16 protein-coding genes are annotated in these 19344 nt (G+C 59.7%); 8 read left to right on the plus strand and 8 right to left on the minus strand.

The genetic code is table 11. From position 1 onward, the window contains the following. Positions 1-56: 56 nt before the first annotated feature. The 5 genes from purB to purL all read left to right on the plus strand — a co-directional run bounded on the left by purB (position 57) and on the right by purL (position 8049). Positions 57-1430 (plus strand): adenylosuccinate lyase, encoded by a 1374-nt coding sequence (gene purB / locus VMH34_00975; protein ID HTT07357.1) that lies wholly within the window; start codon positions 57-59, stop codon positions 1428-1430. Further along, positions 1417-2616, plus strand: coding sequence for a cupin domain-containing protein (locus VMH34_00980; protein HTT07358.1), 1200 nt, complete (start codon positions 1417-1419; stop codon positions 2614-2616). Before purB ends, VMH34_00980 begins: the two co-directional genes overlap by 14 nt. A gap of 33 nt (positions 2617-2649) precedes the next feature. Next, positions 2650-3162: a hypothetical protein gene (locus tag VMH34_00985; GenBank protein ID HTT07359.1), complete on the plus strand. Its 513-nt coding sequence runs from the start codon at positions 2650-2652 to the stop codon at positions 3160-3162. Beyond that, entirely contained in the window at positions 3159-4025 is an 867-nt protein-coding gene (locus VMH34_00990; GenBank protein ID HTT07360.1) for a secretin N-terminal domain-containing protein, read from the plus strand. Before VMH34_00985 ends, VMH34_00990 begins: the two co-directional genes overlap by 4 nt. Positions 4026-4134: 109 nt before the next feature. Continuing rightward, positions 4135-8049 carry a phosphoribosylformylglycinamidine synthase gene (purL, locus tag VMH34_00995; GenBank protein HTT07361.1) on the plus strand — a complete coding sequence of 1305 codons (3915 nt, stop codon included), beginning with the start codon at positions 4135-4137 and terminating at the stop codon, positions 8047-8049. 53 nt (positions 8050-8102) lie between these two features. Here purL and VMH34_01000 read toward each other — a convergent pair whose 3' ends face one another. The 4 genes from VMH34_01000 to VMH34_01015 all read right to left on the minus strand — a co-directional run bounded on the left by VMH34_01000 (position 8103) and on the right by VMH34_01015 (position 13387). Further along, entirely contained in the window at positions 8103-9662 is a 1560-nt protein-coding gene (locus tag VMH34_01000; protein HTT07362.1) for a FecR family protein, read from the minus strand. 14 nt (positions 9663-9676) lie between these two features. Next, on the minus strand, positions 9677-11011 hold the full coding sequence (locus tag VMH34_01005; GenBank protein ID HTT07363.1) for a tetratricopeptide repeat protein: 1335 nt from the start codon (positions 11009-11011) through the stop codon (positions 9677-9679). A gap of 143 nt (positions 11012-11154) precedes the next feature. Beyond that, positions 11155-11850: a FecR domain-containing protein gene (locus VMH34_01010; protein ID HTT07364.1), complete on the minus strand. Its 696-nt coding sequence runs from the start codon at positions 11848-11850 to the stop codon at positions 11155-11157. Positions 11851-11980: 130 nt separating this feature from the next. Beyond that, complete coding sequence (locus VMH34_01015; protein ID HTT07365.1) at positions 11981-13387, minus strand: autotransporter outer membrane beta-barrel domain-containing protein; 1407 nt, start codon at positions 13385-13387, stop codon at positions 11981-11983. 299 nt (positions 13388-13686) lie between these two features. On the opposite strand from VMH34_01015, the gene msrP reads away from it, so the two are divergent. The 3 genes from msrP to VMH34_01030 all read left to right on the plus strand — a co-directional run bounded on the left by msrP (position 13687) and on the right by VMH34_01030 (position 16023). After that, entirely contained in the window at positions 13687-14646 is a 960-nt protein-coding gene (msrP, locus tag VMH34_01020; protein HTT07366.1) for a protein-methionine-sulfoxide reductase catalytic subunit MsrP, read from the plus strand. Between the two features lie 3 nt (positions 14647-14649). Continuing rightward, the gene (locus VMH34_01025) at positions 14650-15303 is read left to right on the plus strand and encodes a protein-methionine-sulfoxide reductase heme-binding subunit MsrQ (GenBank protein HTT07367.1); all 654 of its coding nucleotides are present in this window, start codon (positions 14650-14652) and stop codon (positions 15301-15303) included. 177 nt (positions 15304-15480) lie between these two features. Next, positions 15481-16023: a Smr/MutS family protein gene (locus VMH34_01030; protein ID HTT07368.1), complete on the plus strand. Its 543-nt coding sequence runs from the start codon at positions 15481-15483 to the stop codon at positions 16021-16023. A gap of 535 nt (positions 16024-16558) precedes the next feature. Here the strand turns inward: VMH34_01030 and ispF are convergent. Genes ispF through eno form a run of 4 tightly spaced genes read right to left on the minus strand, consistent with a single transcriptional unit; the run spans position 16559 to position 19332 of the window. Then, on the minus strand, positions 16559-17029 hold the full coding sequence (gene ispF / locus VMH34_01035) for a 2-C-methyl-D-erythritol 2,4-cyclodiphosphate synthase (GenBank protein HTT07369.1): 471 nt from the start codon (positions 17027-17029) through the stop codon (positions 16559-16561). Next, positions 17020-17682: a 2-C-methyl-D-erythritol 4-phosphate cytidylyltransferase gene (gene ispD / locus VMH34_01040; protein ID HTT07370.1), complete on the minus strand. Its 663-nt coding sequence runs from the start codon at positions 17680-17682 to the stop codon at positions 17020-17022. Before ispD ends, ispF begins: the two co-directional genes overlap by 10 nt. Before the next feature lie 26 nt (positions 17683-17708). Beyond that, positions 17709-18053: a cell division protein FtsB gene (gene ftsB / locus VMH34_01045; protein HTT07371.1), complete on the minus strand. Its 345-nt coding sequence runs from the start codon at positions 18051-18053 to the stop codon at positions 17709-17711. Between the two features lies 1 nt (position 18054). Further along, positions 18055-19332 carry a phosphopyruvate hydratase gene (gene eno, locus VMH34_01050; protein HTT07372.1) on the minus strand — a complete coding sequence of 426 codons (1278 nt, stop codon included), beginning with the start codon at positions 19330-19332 and terminating at the stop codon, positions 18055-18057. Positions 19333-19344 lie beyond the last annotated feature (12 nt).

Raw genomic sequence — 19344 nt, forward strand, 5'->3', positions numbered from 1 at the left:
CGTCAGTTTGGCGGCGGTGTTATGATTATATTGTGGCGCCAAAACCAAATAAAAACGTGCTGTCATCGTTAACCGCCCTGTCACCGCTTGACGGCCGCTATGCCGGCAAAACTGCGGTGCTGCGCGATTATTTCAGCGAGTACGGCCTGATTCGCCGGCGTGTGCAGATCGAGATCGCCTGGCTCAAGGCGCTGGCCGGAGAGCAGAAGATCAAGGAAATCCCCGAACTCAGCCGCGCGGCCTCGGCGCGTCTGGACGCGATTGCCTCTGGTTTCAATCTGGCCGGCGCGGAGCGCGTGAAGGCCATCGAGGCGCGCACGAACCACGACGTCAAGGCGGTGGAGTATTTCCTCAAGGAGAAGGCCGCCGGGAATGCCGAGATCAAGCAGATGCTCGAATTCATTCATTTCGCCTGCACCTCGGAGGACATCAACAACCTCGCCTATGCGCTGCTGCTGAAAGAGACGCGCGCGGAGGTGCTGCTGCCCGCGATGGACAAGCTGATCAATGCGCTGCGCAAGCTGGCGCTGAACACCGCCAAGGAGCCGATGCTGGCGCGCACGCACGGCCAGCCGGCCTCGCCCACCACGCTGGGCAAGGAATTGGGCGTGTTCGTGCACCGCCTCCGCCGGCAACGCCGGCAGTTCGCGGCGCAGGAAATACTCGGCAAAATCAACGGCGCGGTCGGTAATTTCAATGCGCATCTCACCACCTGTCCTGAGGTGGACTGGCCCAAGCTGGCAAAGGGAATGGTCGAGAGCCTGGGCATCACATGGAATCCCTGCACCACGCAGATCGAACCGCATGATTACATGGCCGAATACTTTGCTGTTCTGGCGCGCTTCAACTCCATTCTGATCGATCTCTGCCGTGATTTGTGGGGCTATATATCTCTGAATTATTTCACGCAGAAGGCCGTCGGCCGCGAGGTGGGCTCCTCGACCATGCCGCACAAGGTCAACCCCATCGATTTCGAAAATGCCGAGGGCAATCTGGGCCTGGCCAACGCCCTGCTGGAACACTTGAGCGCGAAGCTGCCCATCTCCCGCTGGCAGCGCGACCTTACCGACTCGACCGTTCAGCGTAATATCGGCTGCGCGCTGGGTTACGGCCTCGTCGCCTATCAGGCCTGCCTGCACGGCCTCTCCAGGCTGGCGGTGAATCGCGCCGCCTTGCGCGCGGATCTGGACGCGGCATGGGAGGTGCTGGCGGAACCCATCCAGACCGTCATGCGACGGCACGGCCTGCCCGATCCCTACGAACAATTGAAAAAGCTCACACGCGGCCGGCGTATGGACCGCGCTGTCCTGCACGCATTTATTGATCGCCTGTCCCTGCCGGCGCGGGAAAGAAGCCGGCTGAAGAAACTCACCCCCGCCACGTACACCGGCAATGCCGCCGCGCAAGCCGCCGCACTTGCCAAAGAGTAAGCGCTCGTTCGCCGGACTCCTGCCGGATCCGCCCTCATTGCTCGGCGGCATGAACGTCCGCCGGTTTCTGCAACGTCACTGGCAGAAAAAACCACTGCTCATCCGGCAGGCGCTGCCGGATTTCCAAGGCTTCCTCAGTCCCAAAGATCTGATGCAACTTGCCGGTCGGGGAGACGTACAATCGCGCCTTGTGCTGGAAAAGGGCGGCGACCATCCCTGGCAGTTGCGAACCGGCCCCTTCAAACCGGCGGAATTCCGCCGGCTGCCGCGCACGCACTGGTCGCTACTGGTGCAGGACGTGGACAAGTCCATCCCTGAGGCCGCTGATCTGCTGCAGCACTTCAGTTTCATCCCAAGCTGGCGGATTGATGATTTGATGATAAGCATGGCGCCCCGGCACGGCAGCGTCGGGCCGCATGTGGACAGCTATGATGTGTTTCTCCTCCAGGCCCACGGTCATCGCCGCTGGCAAATCGGGGCACGGCAACACAGCGCGCAGGATTTAATTCCTGATCTGGATCTGCGCATTCTGTCGCGCTTCAAGCCCGGAAAAGAATGGGTACTCTCACCCGGCGACATGCTCTACCTCCCGCCGGGCGTGGCGCATCACGGCGTGGCGCTGGATGAGTGCATGACCTATTCCATCGGCTTCCGCAGCCCGAACCAACGTGAACTGCTCAGCCGGTTTTATGAATATCTGACCGAGCAGGCCTCCGATACGCTGTACTACACCGATCCGGACCTTGCATTGCAACGCGATCCCGGTGAAATCACGCCGCGCAGTCTGCGTCAGATCCAACATATGATCAGCGCATCGCGTTTTGATCAGGAGCAGATCGAACGGTGGTTTGGCAGCTACATCACCGAACCCGGCCTGTGGCCACCGCCACTCATCCCACGACGCAAATTGACGCCGGTGGCTTTTCTCAAACGCTATGCCAGCGTGGGCATGCTACAACGCCAGCAAGGAGTCCGTTTTGCCCACATCAATCGCCGCGGCGGTGCGCTGTTATTCGTGAACGGGCAGATTTTTCCAATGCCAGCCTCGCCGCGGTTTGCCGCGCCGCTGCTGAGCGGCCGGCGCGAACTCGGCCACATCGAGTTGAAACCGCATCTCAAGGACAGGGCATTTGCGGAATTGCTCTGCCGGTTATATAACGGCGGCTACCTGATATTTGAGAATTGAAATCCCGGATTGAGAGACGGAAGGGGGCCATACATGCTGGAAATGGATAAATATACCTTGGGAGGCACCAACACAGAACTGGTATTTGGCAGCCGTGAGGACGTGCGCGCCATCACGCTGGCGCTGACGCAGCAGTGTCAACGCACGCTCGACATCATGGGCCGCGGCCTAGATCCCGATTTGTACGAAAGTCCACCGTTCCTCGACGCCGTCCGCAAACTGATCGCGCGCAGCAGTCACAGCCGCATCCGCCTGTTGGTCCTGCAACCCGAAGCCCTGTACCGGCGCGGGCATGCGTTGATTGCGCTGGCGGGGGCCTTTTCCTCGTTCTGTCATGTGCGCGTCCCGGGGCCGGATCATCAGGACCTCAATGAAGCCATGCTGGTGGCCGATGAAACCGGCTATTTGCACCGCAAGCTCTCGGATCGCTACGAGGGCACGGCCAATTTCAACAACCGGCCTTATGTCGGCGGGTTGATGCGCCGCTTCGAGGAAGTCTGGATGACGGCTGAGGCCGATCCGAATTTCCAGCGCCTGAGGATATGAAGCGTTTCCTCCTCGCCGTCATTTACCTGTGGTGCGGCGGGCTCGTGGTATTGGTATCAGCGCAGGAGATGCCGCTGGAAATCATTTCCATGCAACACCGCCCGGTCGAGGACGTCGTCCCGATCTTGCAACCCCTGATTGCGCCCGGCGGCACGGTCGCGGGCATGAACAACCAGTTGATCATCAAAACCACGCCGGAGAATCTTGAACAGATCAAACAAGTGCTCGCCACTCTGGATCGGTCGCCGCGCCGCCTGAAGATTTATGTGAGCTGGGGCAATCGTGAAATCGCCAGCTCGCGCGATGACTCGCTCGCCGCGCGCGTGCGTTCCACCGACGTCAGCGCCAGATTGCCCGGTGATCACGCGAAGGACGGCGCCTCGGTAGCCGTGGGAAATGAAAACAACGCAGTGCGCTATTCCACCCGCGCCACGGAATCCAGCAGCCAGGATAGCGATGTCCATTTCATCATGGGGTTGGAAGGCCAGCCCGCCTGGATCAGCACCGGCGAATCTGTGCCTTTGCCGGATCAGAACGTATACGTCGGGCCGGATGGCGTGGTCGTGCAGCAGAGCACGGAATATCACGACGTCACCTCGGGGGTTTACGTCATCCCGCGCTTGAACGGCGACCAAGTCACTCTGGAAATCTCGCCACAGCGCAACCGCATCGATCCGCATACCGGCACTATTCGAACACAACAGGCTTCCAGCATCGTCACTGGCCGGCTCGGCGAATGGATCGCGCTCGGCGGTGTCAACGAAAGCACATCGCACACCGATAGCGCCAGCCTGAGTCGTGCCCAGACCCAGAGCAACCCTAGCACTAACATCCAGGTCAAGGTCGAAGAACTTCCGGATTAACTTCGTTGTGGGTTATGTTGCACTTGCCTGCCCTGCAGGTTGATGCGCCGCACAAGAGGTGGATTTTCCAGTATGATCGCCTCTACGATGCCCAGCCACCGCCGATGACATGGAAACTTATCGCGGCCCCCTCACCCATTCCACCTTCCGCCTGCAAAAAAAGCGCGACCTGCTGCGGAGCATAGCCTCCGGCATCGGGGCGCTGCACGCCGAGTTCGTGCACTTTGCCGATCTTGAAGCGCCGTTGACCGAGGACGAACAGCAACGGCTGAACGCCCTGCTTGATTATGGCTTGGCAGCGCCAGCGCAGAAACCTTCAGGCTTTCTGTACATAGTCATCCCGCGCCCGGGCACGATCTCGCCGTGGTCGAGCAAGGCCACCGACATCGCGCGCAATTGCGGGCTCGCCAAGGTGCGGCGGCTGGAACGCGGCACCTGCTGGTGCCTCGAAATGCCTTCCGGCGCCTCATTATCCGCCGTCACGCATCAGACGTTGGAACGTCAACTGCACGACCCCATGACCGAGGCGGTCATTCACGACCTGCGTGATGCGGAACGCTTATTTGCGCACACCCAGCCGGGAAAATTCAGCGTGATCGATCTGATCAAGGACGGGCGCGTTACTCTGGAGGCAGCCAATCGCGATATGGGGCTGGCGTTGTCGGACGATGAGATCGACTATCTGCTCGACAATTTCAAGCGGCTGAAACGCAATCCGACGGACGTCGAACTGATGATGTTTGCGCAGGCGAATTCCGAGCATTGCCGCCACAAGATCTTCAACGCGCAATGGACCATCGACGGACAGGTGCAGCCGCATTCGCTGTTCCAGATGATCCGCAACACCCATGAGAAAAATCCCGGCAAAGTGCTGCTGGCTTACAGCGATAACGCCGCCGTGACGCGCGGCTATCGCGGCCATCGCCTGCTGCCCGACCGCACGCACCGCTACGGCAGCACCGTCGAGGACGTGCATCTGGTGATGAAGGTGGAGACGCACAACCACCCCACCGGTATCTCGCCCTACCCGGGCGCTGCGACCGGCGCGGGTGGCGAAATCCGTGACGAGAGCGCCACCGGCCGCGGCGCCAAGTCCAAGGCGGGACTGACGGGCTTCAGCGTCTCCAACATGCGCATCCCGGACTTCGTACAGCCGTGGGAACAGGACCACGGCCGTCCCTTCGACGCTGCTCAGGACAGGCCCGCGCACATGGCCTCGGCGCTCGATATCATGATCGAGGGCCCCATAGGGGCAGCGGCGTTCAACAACGAATTCGGCCGGCCGGCATTGTGCGGCTATTTCCGCACCTATGAACAATCGATCAACACAGCGTCCGGCGCGGAAATCCGTGGCTACCACAAGCCGATCATGCTGGCAGGAGGCATTGGAAACATCCGTGCGGAACACCTGAACAAATCAGCGTTGCCTGAAGGCGCGCTGGTGATCGTGCTCGGCGGTCCGGCGATGTTGATTGGTCTCGGCGGTGGTGCGGCCTCGTCGGTGGCCGCGGGTCACGGCAGCGAGCAGATCGATTTCGCCTCGGTGCAACGTGACAACGCCGAGATGCAGCGGCGTTGTCAGGAGGTCATCGACCGCTGCTGGGCGCTGGGCGAAAACAATCCCATTCTATCGATCCACGATGTCGGCGCCGGCGGATTATCCAACGCCATTCCTGAACTCCTGCACGGCGGCGACCATGGCGGGCGGATCGATCTCCGCAGGATACCGAACGCCGAGCCTGGCATGTCGCCGATGCAAATCTGGTGCAATGAGGCGCAGGAGCGTTACGTACTGGCCATATTACCGAAGGACGAGAAGCTTTTTGCCGATTTGTGCGCGCGCGAACGCTGTCCCTTCGCCATGATCGGTGAGACGAGCGCGGATGAAAAACTGGTGCTCGAAGACGCGCTGTTCGGCAACACGCCCATCGACATGCCGCTCAGCGTGCTGCTCGGCAAGCCGCCACGGATGCACCGGCAGGTGCGCCACGGTGCAACCACGCTTTCGCCGCTGCGCACGGACGGCATCGATTTGCGCGAGGCGGTGGAGCGCGTGCTGCGCCTGCCCGCCGTCGCCGACAAGGGCTTTCTCATCACCATCGGCGACCGCACGGTCTCCGGCCTGACCACGCGCGATCAGATGGCGGGGCCGTGGCAGGTGCCGGTCGCGGACTGCGCCGTCACCGCCGCTTCGCTCCTCGACACCACCGGCGAGGCGATGGCGATCGGCGAACGCACGCCGCTCGCCGTCATCGATGCACCGGCTTCGGGACGCATGGCCATCGGCGAGGCAATCACCAACATCGCCGCCGCGCGCATCATGCAACTGAGCGACGTCGTGCTGTCGGCCAACTGGATGGCCGCCTGCGGGCATGGTCACGACGACGCCGCGCTGTACGACACGGTGCGGGCCGTGGGCATGGAATTGTGCCCGGCACTGGGATTGAGCATACCAGTCGGCAAGGATTCGTTATCGATGCGCGCGGTATGGTCCGAGGACGGCACGGAAAAGTCCGTAACGGCGCCGGTATCGCTGATCACCTCCGCCTTCGCGCCGGTCGTCGACGTGCGGCAGTCGCTGACACCGCAATTGCGCACGGACATGGGTGATACCGAACTTCTACTGGTCGATCTGGGACGCGGAAGAAATCGGCTCGGCGGCTCCGCGCTGGCGCAGGTGCACGGGCAGATCGGCGTTGTCGCGCCGGACGTGGATCATCCAGAGGATTTGAAAAACTTTTTCACGACCGTGCAGGTATTGAACGAGGCAAGTTTGCTGCTGGCCTATCACGATCGCTCCGACGGCGGCCTGATTACCACACTTTGCGAAATGGCGTTCGCCGGGCGCACGGGCATCAATGTCATGCTCGATGCACTTGCGCCCGACGATTTGGCTGTGCTCTTTAATGAGGAACTGGGTGCAGTATTACAAGTAAGAAGCGCGGATACCGATGCGGTCATTGCGCAGTTCCACGCTGCCGGGCTTGAAGGTCGTGTCCATCATCTGGGTCGGCTTAATGATGAATTGACGATCACCTGTACCCGAGATAGGCGGAAGGTTTTCAGCGAAGACGTGCTCAAGTTGCAGCGCATCTGGGCGGAGACCAGCTACCGCATGCGAGCCTTGCGAGATAATCCGGAATGTGCGCGGCAGGAATACGATGCCCTCCTCGACCGCACTGATCCGGGGCTCTCGCTCCACGTCACCCATGCCATCAACGAGCCGCCCGAGATCAACGCCGGCGCACGACCGCGGGTGGCCATCCTGCGCGAACAGGGCGTGAACGGCCAGGTGGAGATGGCGGCGGCGTTCGATCGCGCCGGGTTTGACGCCATCGACGTGCATATGAGCGATCTCATCAACGGCGCCGTCAATCTCAAGGATTTTCACGGGCTGGCGGCCGGCGGCGGATTTTCCTACGGTGACGTACTGGGTGCCGGCGGCGGCTGGGCCAAGTCCATCCTGTTCCACGAGCGCACGCGTGATGAGTTCAGCCTTTTCTTCGAACGCGATGATCGCTTCGCGCTGGGCGTATGCAACGGCTGCCAGATGATGTCGCACCTGAAGGCCATCATTCCCGGTGCGGCGCACTGGCCACGTTTCGTGCGCAACACCTCCGAGCAATTCGAGGCGCGGCTGGTGATGGTGGAGGTGCTGGAGTCGAAGTCGATCTTCTTCGACGGCATGGCCGGCTCAAGACTGCCCGTGGTCGTGGCGCACGGGGAGGGCCGTGCCCTGTTCCTGGATGCCCCGGCAGCACAGACGGCGCTGGACGCGCAAGCCGTGTGCTTGCGCTTTGTCGACAATTATGGGAGGCCCACCGACAGTTATCCTTGCAATCCGAATGGATCACCGCTGGGGATCACCGGCCTGACCAGCGCCGACGGGCGTGTGATGATCGTCATGCCCCACCCGGAGCGGATGTTTTTACGCCGGCAGTTTTCGTGGCTTCCGTCGGAATGGAAACGAGAGGTGAGCCCCTGGTTCAGAATGTTCCAGAACGCCCGCAGCTGGCTGGACTAGGATGCGAACGGCAACCGACGCGCGCGCTTCAGTTATACAATCGACTTCAGATCCTAATCACTAATAAAACACCTTCCCGTGCAGAGCTGGAAGGCCCCCACACCCTTGACCCAATTCTGCGGGTTCAAGGTGGAACCGAAATTATCATGGATACGGTAAGCGAGCCCAAGAGCCTCCGGCGCATTAATCGTGCTGCTTGGCGACGGCCCTAGACTGACGAAGGGAATCGGACTCCCTGATGTTGCCATATTGGGGCCTTCCAGACTGCCCACAATATCAGTCGGGCAACCCCCCGCGTTGTAGCAGCTACCCGTCCCCACACCATAGCTGTAGGCGAAGACCGCGCCGCCCTTGAAACTGCTGAATGTGCCGTTGGTGGTATCCAGCGGAATCGGGGCGCCCCCTGGCCCGAAAGTAGTGACGTCGTAAAACGAACGCATATGTTCCACTTCGAAACTCACGTCCACCGCAGCGGGACCGAAGAAGTCCACCTGGACAATACCACCGACGATGCCCGTTCCGGTTCCCATCGCATTGGTGGAAGCAGTGCCATTCAGGCCCGGGATGAAGGTATAAGTGGCGATGCCGCTGGTGGGCAGTGGATCGCGCGGTCCACTGCCGACAATGAAGCTATAGCCGGAATCGGGACCCACGACTTCCGTACCCACGATGGTGCCGTTTGCATCGAATTTCGTCACCGTGCCGTTGGTCCAGCGGAAGATAAAGGCGTCATCTGCAAAAGTGGAAAAATCCGTCACCTTGCCATCGAAAAACAGGGCTTCGGTATTGTTGCCACTGAAGGAGTCCTTGATCAAAAGGAAATTCGGCGGAGTACCCAGCGCCACGCCATGAAGGGCACTGACGACCTCGCCCATACTTTGCGAGCCACCCGGGACCACACCGACAATCCGGTCGTTGCCCGAGAAATTACCCAACACACACCCTTGATCGCATTGCTCGTCCGCCCTGAACCCCTTGGGCTCAGGCACATCCACGTGCGCCACGGGGGTCTCCTCAACGGGCTCGATATTGCAGTTGCTGCAACCGACGTAATACGTTTCGCCCGGATGCACGTCCTTGCTGTCGCCATCATTGGTCAGCGTCAGCGTATCCTGATTACCGGTAAGATAAAGCCCATCCTTCATGCCGGGGCAACTGCCGGCGACGCATAGGATCGCCAGTCCGCCGCTGCCACGGATGCCGATGGTGGCCACGACGGTCTTGATCTTGTAATTCTGCTTGTTCTTGTGGCCGATGGCGCCGGTGACGAAACGCATGCTGCCCTTCAGGAGATCGAAGAAGCTGCGTTCGCTGCCGTCCTCCTTGCCCGCATAGTTGTACTCGCTGATCTTGAAGCTGGTGTTGGGTTGGAGGGCGACAAAGCCGCCGTCCTTGAAGGTGATCTGGGCGCGGCCCTGCTGGGTCTGCACGGTGTCTCCTGACTGCACCTCCGCCCCCTTGGCTAGCGGGCGGCCCTGGCCGGCGGTGTTGATGGCCTGCGCCTGACCGTAGGCATAAGTAACCTGGGCGGCGGCGGCACAGACTGGCGTGGAGAAGAAGGAACATGCCGCGAAACCGGAAAGCAGCGCGAAATTCATGGTCAGATTACGCATGGTGCATACCTCCGTCAAAAGTCGTAGCGCATGGTGGTTAGTAGTTCCCAACGCTCAAATCCAAAAACGCTGATCGGTGAATCATTGCGTGAGTAACGCACCTCGGGCCGCAGGCTGATGTTTTTATTCAAGGCGTACCGGGCGCCGATGCTGGCGGCGAAAAAGTCATCGTCGCGGGTCTTCTGGAAAAGCGGTTCCGGGCCGCCGTATTCGCTATGCTCATATTCAAAAGATCCCAGCGCATAGAGGCGCTCATTCACCATGTATTGCCCACCGAGGCGCAAGCCCGCGAAATCGCGGCCGATATGTGCAGCATTGCTGTGCGTTTCGAATTCACTGCCGCCGTCGATACTCGCATACATCACCGGTTTGCCGGCGCCGCTGAAGGCATGCCCCCAGCCAACACCGCCGGCGACGCGGTCGACATCACGGATATTTTGGTCGGGATAGCGCAACACTGCCCCCTGGGCGAAGACCGTGATCTGGTTGTTGGCGTCCAGATCACGCTGCCATTGGGCAACGCCACCGCCATAGTCGCGGAAATTATTACCGCCTACGGTGAACTTCTGCGCCTGGCCGATAAGGCGATATTGATCCGTGCCACGCCGCAGGTTGACGCCGAGGCTGCCATTGTATTGATGCTGGGTGAAGTCCACTTCATCCACCGACAGCCGGTTGTCGAACTCGATGCCGCCGAAAAGCGTGGTGTCCTGGCGCAGCGGAGTGTAGAAGTTGAAGCCGGCATTGATGAGCCACAACATGCTGTCAAGCTCAGAACTGTTATTGGTCAGGTTGAACACCAGACCTCCCAGCGCCGGGATGGCCACCTGATTGTCGCTGGTGGCGCTGTTCACATTGCTGTCGTAGCCAAGGCCGGTTTCGACGAAAACGTCATAGCGGGTGCGGGTGGCGCCCAGACGCTGCTCGATACCGGAGAGATACTGGTCTATCGTGTTGGAGATGGAGGACGGCAACTGCTTGCCGCGCACGGCTTCGAATTCCTCCCTGGCGGTATCGTTCTCGCCCAGTTCGTAATAGGCGCGGGCCAGTTCAGCGCGGGCCAAGTCGTTGCCGGGCTGGTTATCCAGCACCCGTTCCAGCGCGAATACGGCTTGATTGGGCTTGCCGGCATCGATCGCCGCCATGCCCAGCGCCAGATCGAAATCCGGATCGCCGGCCTTGGCGTCAACATGTCCCTTCAGGAGTTCATAGGCCTGTGCACCCTTGCCAGCCTTGAGCAGTTGCTGCGCCTGTTTGACGTCATCGTCCGCCGATGCGGCGAAACTCGCGGGAGCCGTGGCGAGAACGCACAATAACCCCAGGAGACACAACCAGAATATCTTCGGCACCTTAGCTTCCCCCTAAATTCAACTGCTATTTTGGAAGCACAATCATCATAATTTTACATTATAAGCGACTTTCTAGGTCCCGGGTAAATAATCAATGCGGCTTTTTCCATGGGAAAATATCCCGCTGGCATGCCCCGGGCCAGCTATCGGATTTGAGGCCGCGGCGCGGGGTGGGGCAGGTTTGTCCTTTGTATCGATTGCATGATGTGCATCAGGTTTTCAATGTTACGCAGACGCATGCGCTGTACCGGCGATGGGGGGCTGTGCGCATCCGGCACATTGGTGCCAAAACCCGGCTCGGTGATGTCCACGCTGCCGTAGTCATTAAAGACAGTAATGGCCGTGGCCTTGGGTTCCCCCTCCGGCTCCATCAAGACGACCGATGCGGATTCACCTTCGAGTTCACCGGCCACATGGGTGCCACGGATACCGATGGTGGCCGTCGCCGCCAGTTTGACCTGCATGGCGGAAGGCTTGCGCTTGGCGACCAAACCGCTGACGAATCGAAAAGCGCCTTTGATGATGCGGGTGGATAACCCCTCCTCCCCCTGCTTGTCGGCAAAATGCTCCACGTTCATCCGGGTGTTATGCCACAGCACGAACTTGGTCTCGTCGCGGAAGATAACCACCAGCGCGCCATCGTCACCGGTGGCAAGTTGATCGCCCTCATACACGGGATCGCCTTTGGAGAGGGTGCGGGTTTCCGTGCCCAAGATTGCGGTCACGGTGCCGTTCACCACTTCGGCCTGCCCCACCGGCTCCGCGGCCTGGACTGCAAAACACAATACGCAGGCTGCAAGAAACGACAGGATGAACGATTTTCCAAATCCGGTTCGCATTGCTTCCCCGCTATGTCTGCGTCCTGCGAAAGACTAGCACATGGATGCGGTTATAAATGTTGAATACTTCACACAACTGCACAGATAGCAGTCTGAATGTCAGCCGCAACCACCGTCCAATGCCGGCGTCTTAAAAATCCAGCCGTAGTGTTGCGGTAACGACATCCTCATCGAAGTTTTCGCGGCTGACCCGTTTGTTCCACTCAAGGTTGCCAGTGATGCCCTTGGGCCCGAAGTAGCGCACGCCCGCCCCCACGAGCACGTCGTCATTGTCGTTGGCGGGTTGCGGTCCGGTAAGAACGGTGATCACCGTCCTGGAATAATCGCGTTCATAAGTCGCGCTCGCAAACGGCTCGAAGTCGCCCAGCGAATAGGCCACGTTGCCGCCAATCAGCCACTGGCCGAGCCGGTCGTCCGTTTCGGATACTTTCGTGCCGTCACTCTCAGTAAAGCTGTTCTGCACGCTCTTGGTGTACAAAGTGCCGATCTTGGCGCCCAGAGTCCACTTGTCATAAGTCCACAACCCGTTCACGTTGAGGGCGCCGAACCAGCGGTCGGTGTTCGGTGAACTGGTCACCCGCAAACCCGTGCCGGGCGCCGTGCGGAATTGATCGTAGTCGATGCTGGAATAGCCGGCGCTGAAATCGACGCTCCAGGTGTCCGACAACACGGCCCCGAAATAGGGCGCGATGGTGTAGCCATCGGACTGCTGGTTGCCCTGGTTGAAGCCGGTGTCGATGTCGCTGTTTTCATAACCGGCAGAGAGGCCGATGACCACCTTCTCCCACGGCGCCACGTCCACACCAGCCAACACCGTGTGGGTGTGGCCGTCGAAGGCGGTGCTGGAGAGATCGTTCTTGTAATCGGCATAGGAGTAACTGGCCCACGCCCCATAGTTGATCATCCGGTCGCCGGCGTTCAGACCGGAGGAGTTTTCATACATGAGGCCGTTGCTGGACACGCGCGGACCCGGATGCTGGATGCCCCGCAGGACATCGCCGATGCGGGTGCCGATGTTCGAGGTCACCGCTTTCACTTGCGTCGAAAGCAGGAGGGGCGCGGTGAGTATATTGCTGGGCGTGGTCTCCGGGTTTACAACCAGTTCACCGCTCCCGCCGCTGGTGCGGGTCATGATGCCGCTGCCATTCTGGGTGGGACATGAGCTGTCTCCGCCAGACACCGAAAGGTCCAGCGAGTCGCCATTCAATGTACCGGTGAACGTGCCGGTGAAACCTGCAGAATCTGAAATGCTGCCGGTGGCGATGCCACTGGCATTGATCGTGCCGCTAAATGACAGTGTGCCTTGCTTGCTGTTTCTGAGGTCAAGGGATGTGCCTGAACCCGTGATATTGGAACCTGACTGGGTGATGGTAAACGTCAGTTGGACTTGATCCGTTTGGGTAACCGTGGAAGGCGGCGGAGACGGATTGTTGCAGATTTCATTGACTGTCAGCGTGCCGGAATATGATCCGGTTGCGTCCGGAACGGAGGATGCGGCATAAACCAACGTGCTTACAGCCCCCAACAACAACCCCATAAGCAATGACAAGATGCACCGCGCGATATTCCAGCCCATCCAAGCCCCCCTGTCCCCGAGTTCTGTACCACTAATGAATCAATTAGCTTGTGAAATCAGTATAGTAATTAACTGTCCTGAGGTAAATATTAAAATTTGCCATATTCCGACGCTCCCGCGCCTGTGAGTGCCCGGCCGCTCCTCCAGGCAGCGCGCAGTAAGCCGATCCACATCTTCATATGCTCGTAACTTTGTGAACTGTAAAGCCATCAAACAAGTCAGTTAAGTTAATATCTGACAAAAATCACGGCAGGTGACCCATGCTCATCAAGAAACCACCGGACATCAAGCCCTCGGAGATTACCGACAAGTCGCTGTATTTGCGACGCCGCGAATTTCTGTCGACCTCCATCCGCTCCACCGCCGCCGTCGCTACGGCGAGCCTCGCCGGTGACCTTTTTTTGCCCTCGATCGCGCAGGCAGGCGCTAAATTGCAGGGCATCGTCAAAAGCCCCTTGAGCACGAACGAAGAGTTGACGCCATATGAAGACGTCACCACCTACAACAACTTCTACGAATTCGGCACCGACAAGGAGGACCCCGCGGAGTATTCCAAAGACTTCAAACCGCTGCCGTGGACGATTGCGGTGGAAGGCGCCTGCAACAAACCGGGCACGTTCCAATTCGAGGATTTCATCAAACCGCATCAGTTGGAGGAGCGCATCTATCGCCTGCGTTGCGTCGAGGCGTGGTCTATGGTCATCCCCTGGGTGGGTTTTCCACTTGCCGATGTCATCAAGCGTTTCGAACCCACCGGCAACGCCAAATACGTCGCCTTCACCACCCTGCTCGATCCCAAGCGCATGCCGGGCCAGACGCGCCCCGTGTTGGACTGGCCGTACGTCGAAGGCTTGCGTATGGACGAGGCCATGCACCCGCTCACCATTCTGGCGGTGGGTTTGTACGGCGAGATGCTGCCGAATCCCAATGGCGCACCGATACGGCTGGTCGTGCCCTGGAAGTACGGCTTTAAGGGCATCAAGTCGATCGTGAAAATCGCTTTCACCGAAACCCAGCCGCCGACCACCTGGAATAACGCGGCGCCCGGCGAGTATGGCTTCTACTCCAATGTCAATCCGAATCACGACCATCCGCGCTGGACGCAGAAAAAGGAGCGCCGCATCGGCGATCTGTTCAAGCGCCCGACGCTGATGTTCAACGGTTACGCCGATCAGGTGGCCTCGCTCTACGCCGGCATGGATCTCGATAAGTACTACTGATCCATGCGCGTGAAGGACCCGATCAAGATCATCAAGCCGGTGCTGTTCGCGCTGATGCTGGTGCCGCTCGCTCTTCTAATTCAGAAGGGATTCACGCACGGCCTGGGCGCCAATCCGATACTGAAGATCGAACATGAACTTGGCGACTGGGCACTGCGCTACCTGCTCATCACGCTGGCCTTCACGCCGTTGCGCCAATTGACGGGCTGGCAGCCCATGATGCGTCTGCGCCGCATGTTCGGACTCTATGTTTTCTTCTATGCCTGTTTGCATTTCACAACCTGGCTGGTATTCGACAACAGCCTCGATATTCACGATATCGCGCGCGACATCGCCAAGCGTCCGTACGTCACCGTGGGTTTCAGCGCATTCGTGCTGCTGGTGCCGCTGGCGCTCACCTCCACCAACAAGATGGTGAAGCGGCTCGGCGGGAAACGCTGGAAAAAATTGCACAGCCTCGTTTATCCCATCGGCACCCTGGTCATTCTGCATTTTCTCTGGCTGGTCAAGGCCGACAAACGCCTGCCGATCATCTACGGCCTCATCTTGATCTTCCTGTTGCTCTTGCGCGTACCCGGTTTCTTTAAGCGCCTCCCCGCGCTGGCATCCAAACGAGCCGCGCCGCAGCCTGCCCGCACTGCGCCACAACCCACCTGATCTCCTCTCAAAAATAAAAAAGCACAGTTCGCCCCGAGGTATCGAAGGGTGAACGAACATGTGAATTAAGATCGTCGTGCTTCGATACCCCAGCACGAGCGGCGTTTTTTGAGCCGTGTTCCTGATACTTATGCTGGTTTCTTTTCAGTACCGCCTTCTGCGTATATTCTTTGCGGTATGAGCAAGGAAACACGGCCCACACCGGCGGAAGTCGCCATGTTTCGCGAAGCGATGAGCAAGGTCCGCCGGTTGAAATCGGATCGGGTTGCGCCGGAGCGACCCAAGCGTGCGCCCGTCCCGGAGCAACGTCTTCGCGATGAGCAGGAAGTACTGCGCGAGATGGCGCAGGGACTCTATGACAGCTCCGAGATCGAGACCGGCGATGAACTGCTGTTCGTCCGCCCCGGTATACAGCACTCTCTCACCCGCAAGCTGCGGCGCGGCCAGTTGAGTATCGAGGGCGAACTCGATCTGCACGGCCAGACCGTCGCGGAGGCCAAGGAATCACTGGTGGCGTTTCTGAGCAAGGCACAGGACAGGGGCTGGCGCTGCGTGCGCATCGTGCACGGCAAGGGTTTGCGCTCGCAGGGCCGCATGCCCGTGCTCAAGGGCAAGGTGAACCACTGGCTGCAACAACTCGACGCGGTGCTCGCCTTCAGCTCCACGCGCCCCGCCGACGGCGGTACCGGCGCCGTCTATGTCCTCCTCAAACGCGGTTAACGCCGGAAAGAAACAATGGTGGTACATCCCTTCACCTTCACGCAATGCCCAAAATAACCTTTGGATTATCTTGGAAGCATCCCGCGGTGGTTTTAAACGGGATTGCCGTGTTACTTGATGCACTTTATGAGGTGATGGTTATCGCCGTAATCCACATTTCCAGTCGGTGAGCATCCTTATTACCGACTCATATTAGTTGGAGTGATAATGTACGCCCTATCTTTATGGTGTATTTCCGCATCGGCAGCTATAGCCAATGCAATCGTTGGTTATTCTTTGACCACCCTGAATGTGCTTTTTAGTCTCGTTTTTTTTGCTGGCTTGTGCTTCATATCTAACAGGCCCCGATTCAACTCTTTGGTACTTAATACATAAAACGTTTTAGGAACACCTAGGGACGTATCACGTTTCTTTTTGAACACTGAATCGATGCCCGCCTACTACACCTCATCGCACTTGTTGAATCGATGCCCGCCTACTACACCTCATCGCACTTGTCTGAAAACTGAAGAAAACAGCATTAGATAGTTTCACGTCAACCGGTGAGCAAAGCGACGGCGAGAGCAGCGATGCCTTCGCCGCGGCCGGTGAAACCCATTTTCTCTGTAGTGGTGGCTTTGATGTTGATTGCATCGCGGGCGATCTGCATGTCCGCAGCCAGGTTCTCGCACATCTGCGGAATGAATGGTGCGAGTTTCGGCGCCTGCGCGATGATGGTGGCATCCACGTTGCTGATCTTGTAATTCTTGTCATGCAATAATTTCACGATGTGGCGGAGCATGATGCGGCTGTCGATACCCTTGATGTCCTGATCGGTGTCGGGAAAGTGTTTGCCGATGTCGCCCAAGCCCGCGGCACCGAGCAGCGCGTCGCACACCGCATGGATCACCACATCGCCGTCAGAATGAGCCTCCATGCCGGATTCATAGGGGATGGTGACGCCGCCCAGCACCAGCCGGCGCCCCTTTTCAAAGCGATGGGCATCGAAACCCTGGCCTACACGCATGTGCCTTCTTCCTCCTGTAACCGCAGATAGATGTCCGCCAGATCCAAATCCTGCGGCTGGGTGATTTTGATGTTGTCGGGGTGGCCCTCGACCAGCATGGGTTGATGACCGGCCAGTTCGATGGCCTGCGCTTCATCGGTCACGATGACTCCCTTCGCCAGCGCCTGCTCGATAGCCTGCGTCAACGCGCCCAGGCGGAACATCTGCGGCGTCAGCGCGTGCCACAAACCTTTGCGTTCAACCGTGGCGGTGATTTCGTTCCGCGCGCCGCTGCGCTTCATGGTATCGCGCACCGGCGCGGCGAGGATACCGCCGACCGGATGCGTGGCCAACTTGTCCAGCATGAGGTCTATGTCTTTTTTGCGCAGGCATGGCCGCGCCGCGTCATGCACCAGCACCCAGTCCGTGGGCGCCGCGATTTCCGCCAGCCGCTTGAGCGCGTTCAGCACGGAGTGGCAGCGTTCGGCGCCGCCGTCCGCACGCCGCACCTTGGCGGCGCGTGCACACGGCAAATGGTCCCATGACGCATCCTGCGGTGCGATGGCGACCACGACGCCGGCGATGCGCGGGTGTGACGCAAACCGTTCGACGGTGTGCTCCAGCACCGCCCGCCCGCGCAGCGGCAGGTACTGCTTGGGGACCTCCGCGCCCATGCGCTGGCCCAAGCCCGCCGCCGGGATCACTGCCCAGTACTGTTCTTTGGCCCGGGTGGCGATGGCTTGGACCCCGCTGGCGCCGGCATGACCACGCCGGGCTGGTCGATAATCTGGTAGAACACTTCATCTTTTTTGATCATGCCCATCTCGCTGCGGGCGCGCTCCTCGATCGCCTCCAGGCCCTGCTTCAAGTCCTGCACCTCGGCCTCCAGCGCCTGGTTGCGCTCCTTGAGCTTGTCGTTGTCCAGTCGTTGCGCCTTGATTTGATCACGCAGCGCCCACACGGTCGGCCAGCTGCCTTCCCCATGCCACAGCCTGATCTGCAAGGCCCCCAGCAGTATCAGCAGCAAGAAGACAACGATCCGCATTTCAAAGGTTGTAGAACGCCTTGCGCTTCGGATAGTTCGCCTTTTTTCCGAGTTCTTCCTCGATCACCATCAGCCGGTTGTATTTGGCGACGCGATCGGAACGCGACATGGAGCCGGTCTTGATCTGGCCGCAGGAGGTGGCGACCGCGAGATCGGCGATGAAACTGTCCTCGGTCTCGCCGGAACGGTGCGACACCACAGCGGTATAGCCGGCCTCCTTCGCCATCTTGATGGCGGCCAGTGTCTCCGTCAGCGTGCCGATCTGATTGACCTTGATCAGGATCGAATTGGCGACGCCCTGCTCGATGCCCCGTTTCAGCAGCGCCGTATTGGTCACGAAATTATCGTCGCCGACGAGCTGCACCTTTTTGCCCAGCCGGCGCGTCAGCAGCTTCCAGCCGTCCCAGTCGTTCTGATCCATGCCGTCTTCGACGGTAATGATGGGGTATTTTTCCACCCATCCCGCCAGTACATCGATGAATTGCGCGCTGGTGAGTTCCCGGTTCTCGGACTCCAGCACGTAATAACCATCGCGGTAGAACTCGGAACTGGCGGCGTCAAGGCCCAGCAGGATGTCCCTGCCGGCCTTGTAGCCCGCTTTTTCCACGGCCTTGAGCAGCGTCTCGATGGCGGCCTCGTTGGAGGACAGGTTGGGCGCGAACCCGCCCTCGTCGCCGACCGCAGTGCTCATCCCCTGATCGGCCAGGATCCTTTTCAAGGCGTGAAACACCTCGGCGCCCCATCGCACCGCCTCGCGCAGGCTGGGCGCGCCGACCGGCAGGATCATGAACTCCTGCAAATCGACGTTGTTGTTGGCATGCACGCCGCCGTTGATGACGTTCATCATCGGCACCGGCATGGTGTATGGTCCGTTTCCGAGATAGCGGTACAGCGGCACGTCTTCCTCATTGGCGGCGGCGCGGGCAGCGGCCATCGACACCGCCAGTATGGCATTGGCGCCCAGACGGCGCTTGTTCGGCGTGCCATCCAGTTCGAGCATCGTCTCGTCAATTTTCTCCTGATCGTCCACCTTCAGCCCTTTGACCGACTTCCTGATGGCGCCGTTGACGTTGGCGACCGCCTTCAGCACGCCCTTGCCGTTGTAGCGCTTGCTGTTGCCGTCGCGCAGTTCCACGGCCTCGCGCTCGCCCGTGGAGGCGCCGGACGGCACCGCCGCCGCTCCCACCGCGCCCTTGTTGGTGCTGACCTCGGCCTGCACCGTCGGATTGCCGCGCGAGTCGATAATCTCGCGGGCATGCACGTTCACTATCCTGGACATCTCACTCCCCCT

This window comes from Gammaproteobacteria bacterium (assembly GCA_035501935.1).
GTDB lineage: Bacteria > Pseudomonadota > Gammaproteobacteria > JAJPIJ01 > JAJPIJ01 > JAJPIJ01.